The 6,130-nt window shown below is 68.8% G+C and carries 6 protein-coding genes and 1 pseudogene; 5 read left to right on the plus strand and 2 right to left on the minus strand.

What is annotated here, in order from left to right:
* On the minus strand, positions 1 to 660 hold the full coding sequence (locus AB0M82_RS39055; protein ID WP_364733392.1) for a response regulator: 660 nt from the start codon (positions 658 to 660) through the stop codon (positions 1 to 3).
* Positions 657 to 2,240: a sensor histidine kinase gene (locus AB0M82_RS39060; RefSeq protein ID WP_364733475.1), complete on the minus strand. Its 1,584-nt coding sequence runs from the start codon at positions 2,238 to 2,240 to the stop codon at positions 657 to 659. The genes AB0M82_RS39055 and AB0M82_RS39060 overlap by 4 nt, the downstream gene beginning before the upstream one ends.
* A 193-nt stretch (positions 2,241 to 2,433) precedes the next feature.
* On the opposite strand from AB0M82_RS39060, the gene AB0M82_RS39065 reads away from it, so the two are divergent.
* The 5 genes and pseudogenes from AB0M82_RS39065 to AB0M82_RS39085 all read left to right on the plus strand — a co-directional run bounded on the left by AB0M82_RS39065 (position 2,434) and on the right by AB0M82_RS39085 (position 6,032).
* Positions 2,434 to 3,240: an ABC transporter ATP-binding protein gene (locus tag AB0M82_RS39065; RefSeq protein WP_364733395.1), complete on the plus strand. Its 807-nt coding sequence runs from the start codon at positions 2,434 to 2,436 to the stop codon at positions 3,238 to 3,240.
* Positions 3,230 to 4,117 carry an ABC transporter permease gene (locus tag AB0M82_RS39070; protein ID WP_364733397.1) on the plus strand — a complete coding sequence of 296 codons (888 nt, stop codon included), beginning with the start codon at positions 3,230 to 3,232 and terminating at the stop codon, positions 4,115 to 4,117. Before AB0M82_RS39065 ends, AB0M82_RS39070 begins: the two co-directional genes overlap by 11 nt.
* 14 nt (positions 4,118 to 4,131) lie before the next feature.
* On the plus strand, positions 4,132 to 5,181 hold the full coding sequence (locus AB0M82_RS39075; RefSeq protein WP_364733400.1) for an ABC transporter substrate-binding protein: 1,050 nt from the start codon (positions 4,132 to 4,134) through the stop codon (positions 5,179 to 5,181).
* Positions 5,182 to 5,368: 187 nt separating this feature from the next.
* A pseudogene (locus AB0M82_RS39080) lies at positions 5,369 to 5,641 on the plus strand (G1 family glutamic endopeptidase); the annotation flags it as partial.
* Positions 5,642 to 5,729: 88 nt separating this feature from the next.
* Complete coding sequence (locus tag AB0M82_RS39085; protein ID WP_364733402.1) at positions 5,730 to 6,032, plus strand: hypothetical protein; 303 nt, start codon at positions 5,730 to 5,732, stop codon at positions 6,030 to 6,032.
* Positions 6,033 to 6,130 lie beyond the last annotated feature (98 nt).

The raw sequence follows: 6,130 nt of genomic DNA on the forward strand, positions 1-6,130 counted from the left end.
TCAGGCCCCGCTCCAGCGGTATTCGTGCTCGGGGCGTCCGGTGGCGCCGTAGCGCAGGCGCATCTGGACCGTCCCCGACTCGGCCAGCGCCGTGAGGTACCGCTGCGCCGTCGCCCGCGCCATGCCCAGCTCGCCGGCGACCTCCGCCGCCGACAACGGGCGGCCCGCCTTGCGTAGCTGCTCCGACACCAGCCTCGACGTCGCTGTCGACTGGCCCTTCGGCGCGGACGTGCGGTCCTGGTCGTGCAGCACGCGATACGCGCGGTCGACGTCGTCCTGGGCCAGCGCCCGGCCTTCGGCGAGCAGGCCGCGGAAGCGCGCGTACGACGTCAGCCGTTCCGCGAGCTGGCGGGTCGTGAACGGCTTGATCAGGTAGTTCAGCGCGCCGGCCCGGATCGCCGCCGCCACCGACGCGCTGTCGGTCGCCGCGGACAGCACGATCGTGTCGGTCTGCAACTCGGGAAGCACCGCGAGGCCGGACTCGTCGGGCAGGTAGACGTCCAGCAGGACGAGGTCCGGCGAGAGCTCCCGGACGCGGGCGCGGGCCTCCGCCGCGGTGTGCGCGGTGCCGACCACCGCGAAGCCCTCGACCTCCTCGACGAACCCGGCGTGCACGCCGGCGACCCGGAAGTCGTCGTCCACGATCAGCGTGCGGATCATCCGTCCTCCGTCAGCATTCCGGGCAGCTTGGCGACGAACAGGGCACCCGTCTCGCTTTCGCCGGGATCGGCCAGCCAGACGTCGCCACCGCGCGCCCGCGCGGCCTGGCGGGCGAGCGCCAGGCCGAGTCCGTGTCCGGGCGCGATCTTCGTCGAGACGCCTTCGTCGAACAACGTGCGCCGCAGTTCTTCCGGCACACCGGGGCCACTGTCCACAACGGACACGTGCAGGGTGTCGCCCTCGGCGAGCAGGCCGATCTCGACGGTCGCCGGCCGCCGCGGGCCCATCCGGGCGGCGTGCAGGGCGTTGTCGACGAGGTTGCCGATCACGGTGTTCGAGGCGATCGGGTCGGTCACCGTCGTGGGCACCCAGGTGTCTTCGGCGAGCTTGAGCGTGAGCCCCTTTTCCTGTGCCTGCTCGGTTTTCGCGACCAGCAGCGCCTGCAGGTAGGGGTCGGCGACGGCGTCGCCCAGCTCGCTCGGCCGCGCCGACGACGAGTCCGTCAGCGTCTGCAGGTATTCGACGGCCTCGGTCTGGTGGCCGAGCTGGAGGAGCCCGTAGAGCGTGTGCAGCCGGTTCGCGAACTCGTGCCGCTGGGCGCGCAGGCCGTCGGACAGCGCGCGGATGCCGTCGAGCTCGCGGGTGAGCGTGTCGAGATCGGTGCGGTCGCGGAAAGTCAGCACGGTGCCGATCGGCCGGTCGTCCAGGCGCACCGCCCGGCTGTTGATCACCAGCACCCGGTTCCCGGCCACCGCCAGGAGGTTGTCGACCGGACGCCCTTCGGCGACGGCCTTGCGCAGCCGCGGGCTCAGTTCGAGCTCGGACAGCGCCGCGCCGATCGGGAGTTCGGTGCCGAGCAGGCGTTCGGCTTCGTCGTTGCGCACCGAGACGCGGTTCGCCTCGTCGACGGCGAGCACGCCCTCGCCGATCCCGTGCAGCACGGCTTCGCGTTCGTAGAGCAGTTCGGTGAGTTCGTGGGGTTCGAGGCCGTGCGTGACGCGTCGCAGCCGCCGGTTCAGCAGCGCCGACGCGCCCGCGCCGAGCAGCAGCGCGCCGCCGGCGAACAGCAGCGTGATCGTCAGCAGGCGCTTGAAGGCGCCGGTCGGGTCGGACACGTCGAAGCCGACGCTCACTTCGCCGACCACCCGCCCGTGGTCCGGCGTCCAGATCGGGGTCTTGCTGCGGACGGAGAGCCCGAGCGTGCCGCTCTGCACGGCGCTGACGTCGTCTTCCCCGGCGAGCGCCCGGTCCGCGGGCGTGCTGACCGGCTTCCCGATCTCGCTCGGCGTGGGGTGGGCGAGCCGGATGCCCTTGTCGTCGGTGATCACGACGAACAGCGCGCCGGTCCGGTCCCGCACGGCCAGTGCTCGCTCCTGGAGCGCGCCGCCCGGCACCTTCGCCGCCGCGTTCGCCACCACGACCGGGTCCGCCGCGACGGACTTCGCGATGGCCAGGGCCCGCTCCCCGTACTGGTTGGTGAGGGTCTGGGACAGCAGCACGCTGACCAGGGCGACGCCGATCCCGACGACGAGGAGGACCACGCCGATCTGCAGCAGCAGCACCTGCCTGCTGAACCGCATGCTCGGGAAGAGCGCCCACTTTGGCATGGCTCGGAACCATACCCCCTGGTCAGCGCCGTGCGCTAAATGAGCAAAACATTCAGAACGCGCACTTGTGACGCAGAACGTCGACAAGCTTCACGTCGGCGCTACGCGTACTTAACGTCCCTTCCCAACGTGAGCCCCACCACGTGACGAAGGAGTCACCTCCACCATGGTTCCCCCACTGATCGAACTCACCGGAGCCACCAAAAGGTTCCCGAGCGGGTCCGGGTCCGTGCACACGGCCGTCCGCGATCTGACCATGTCCGTGCAGCCCGGCGAGTTCGTCGCGGTCGTCGGCCCGACGGGCTGCGGCAAGTCGACGACGCTCTCGCTGGTCTCCGGGCTGCAGCCGCCGTCCGCCGGCCGGGTGCGGGTGAACGGCGAGGATGTGAAGTCCATTCCGGACGGCGTCGGCTACATGTTCCAGACCGACGCCGTGATGCCGTGGCGTTCGGTGCTGGACAACGTCGCCTCCGGTCCACGGTTCCGCGGCGTGCCGAAGGCCGAGGCCCGCGAGCAGGCCCTCGACTGGATCGGCCGGGTCGGGCTCGCCGGGTTCGAGAAGTACTACCCGCACCAGCTCTCCGGCGGGATGCGCAAGCGCGTCGCGCTGGCCCAGACGCTGGTCACCAAGCCGAAGATCATGCTGATGGACGAGCCGTTCTCGGCACTGGACGTCCAGACGCGGGCGCTGATGCAGGACGAGCTGCTGCGGCTGTGGTCCGGTTCGGGCGCCGCGGTGATCTTCGTGACGCACGACCTCGACGAGGCGATCGCCCTGTCGGACAAGGTCGTCGTGCTGACCACGTCGCCGGCCACCGTGAAGGACGTCTTCGAGATCCCCCTGGAGCGGCCGCGAAAGGTGGAGGACCTGCGGCTCACCGAGGAGTTCCGCAAGCTCTACGCGGACATCTGGGAATCGCTGCGCAGCGAGGTCGACAAGGCCCGCGAGAAGGGAGCGACCCGTGTCGCTTGAGACCCCCGCGGCTCCGGCCGCATCGCTGCCGGTGATGGAAACCGAGCAGGACATCCTCACCAAGGCGCGGCGGGCGTCGTCCCGGCGCAAGCGCAACACCTGGCTGCTGCGGCTGGCACTGGTCGTCGTCTGGCTCGGCAGCTGGGAAGTGACCGCGACCTACTGGATCGACCCGTTCTTCTACTCGAAGCCGTCCCGCATCTGGCTGCGGCTGGTCGAGTGGGTCACCAGCGGCACCGACTTCGGCTCGCTCTGGTACCAGCTGTGGGTCACCGTCGAAGAGGCACTGGTCGGTTTCGCCATCGGCGCGGTGGCCGGCGTCATCTTCGGCGTGATCCTGGGCCGCAGCCGGTACCTGGCCGACGTGCTCGCGCCGTTCATCAAGGCCGCCAACGCGGTGCCGCGCATCGTGCTCGCGTCGCTGTTCGTCATCTGGTTCGGGCTGGGGCTGGCGTCCAAGGTCGCCACGGTCGTCGTGCTGGTGTTCTTCGTCGTGTTCTTCAACGCCTTCACCGGCGCCCGCGAAGTGGACCGCAACCTGATCGACAACGCGCGCATCCTCGGCGCGGGCCGGATGCAGGTGATCAAGGCGATCGTGCTGCCGAGCGCGACGTCGTGGATCCTGTCCTCGCTGCACACCGCGTTCGGCTTCGCGCTGATCGGCGCGGTCGTCGGCGAATACGCCGGGTCCAAGGCGGGCATCGGCTTCCTGATCTCGAACGCGCAGGGCACGTTCGACTCCGCGGGCATCTACGCCGCGATGATCATCATCACCGTCGTCGCCCTCGTGGCCGAGTGGGGCATCGGGAACCTCGAGAACCGGCTGCTGCGGTGGCGGCCCTCGATGTCCGCCTCCAGCGACAAGACCGTCATCTGAAAGGGAAAGAATCGATGAGGATTCGCCGTATCGTCAGCGCGGTGGCCGCGCTGACCGTGGTGGCGGCAGCGACCACCGCCTGCCAGGACTCCCGCGTCGCCGCGACGGGCGACGGTGGCAAGCCCAAGGTCACGATCATGGTCGGTGGCCTGGAAAAGGTCATCTACCTGCCCGCCATGCTCACCCAGCAGCTGGGCAACTTCGCCGCCCAGGGCATCGACGTCGACCTGCAGAGCGAGCAGTCGGGCGCCAACGCCGAGACCGCGCTCGTCGCCGGTCAGGTGCAGGGCGTGGTCGGGTTCTACGACCACACGATCGACCTGCAGGCCAAGGACCAGTGCATCAAGAGCGTGGTGCAGCTGGCCAACATCCCGGGTGAGGCCGAGGTCGTCGGCACCAAGCACGCCGACCAGATCAAGAGCTCGGCCGACTTCAAGGGCAAGAAGCTGGGCGTGACGTCACTCGGGTCGTCCACCGACTTCCTCACGAAGGCGCTGGCGGCCAAGGCGGGCGTGGGCGCCGAGGACTACACGCCGGTCAAGGTCGGCGCCGGGCAGACGTTCATCGCGAGCTTGGACAACGGCGGCATCGACGGCGGCATGACCACCGACCCGACCATCGCGCAGCTGACCAACACGGGCAAGGCGAAGGTGCTGTACGACCTGCGGACGGTCGAAGGCACGAAGGCCGCGCTGGGTGGGCTGTACCCCGCGTCGTCGCTGTACATGAGCTGTGACTTCGTCGACCGGAACAAGGACGTCGTGCAGAAGCTGGCCAACGCGTTCGCGGCCACGCTGAAGTGGATCAAGCAGCACAGCCCGGAGGAGATCGCGGCGAAGATGCCGCCGTCCTACAGCGGTGGCGACCAGGCGCTGTACATCAAGTCCGTCAAGGACAGCATCGGGATGTTCAACGGCGACGGGAAGATGGACCCCGACGGCGCGAAGAACGTGCTCGAGGTGCTTTCGAGCTTTTCGAAGAACGTGAAGCCGAAGAAGAACTCGATCGACCTGTCGAAGACGTACACGACGGAGTTCGTCGACGCGGCCGCGAAACAGGGCTAGAGCCCCGCTCACCTGACCGGGCGGTTGGTGAGCGACATGGACCCGTGAAGGCCTCTTCCCCCGCAGAGGCCTTCACGGGTCTTTTCGTTCAATGCGACGTAAATCCGGCAAATGGTGAGTATTTCCCGGAATGTGAAGACCCTTCGAAAAGTAGCTTGCGTCGCGCGCTGTCCGAGTGCTCACGGTGATGGCCGCCGCGGCGGCCTCCCTGGCGGTCTCGGGGACCGCGCACGCCGCTGTCTTCGGTGCGCACTTCCACGGCCACGAATTCTCCGGCGGCAACTGGGGCGGGTACGTCAGCTTCGGCAGTTTCACCACGGCGACGGCGAGCTGGACCGAGCCGTCGGTGACGTGCACCTCCACCAACGACCTGTTCGCGCCGTGGGTCGGCATCGACGGCGACGGATCGTCCACAGTGGAACAGACCGGCGTCGCCACCGACTGCTCCAGCGGCCGCCCGGTCTACCAGGCCTGGTACGAGATGTACCCGGCCGCACCGGTGTACTACTCGTCGCCGGTCAGCGCCGGGGGACCACATCACCGCGACGGTGACCCGGACCGCCACCAACACCTACCGGCTCGATCTGTCCGACACCACCAAGGGCTGGTCGAAGACCATCACGAAATCCCTGACGTCGAAGCACGCGTCGGCGGAGGCGATCATCGAGTCGCCGACCGACTCCTACCCGTCGATCTCCGGCGGCGTCAAGTTCACCGGCGTCAAGTTCAACGGCACGAACCTGGCCTCGACGAGCCCGTCCGGTCTGGACGCCGACGACCAGGGCGCCTACACCTGGAGCCCCGGCGCGATCGCCTCCGACGGCCAGAGCTTCACGATGACCCGCCACTGAAGCATTTCCCTGCCGCGCAAGCACTCAACGGAAGGCCGTGAATGTCGCATTGAGGGACTCAGAGTCCCTCAATGCGACCCGGCGGCCGCACGAGGTCC

This window comes from Amycolatopsis sp. NPDC051128 (assembly GCF_040682715.1).
In the GTDB taxonomy this organism is placed as follows: Bacteria; Actinomycetota; Actinomycetes; order Mycobacteriales; family Pseudonocardiaceae; genus Amycolatopsis.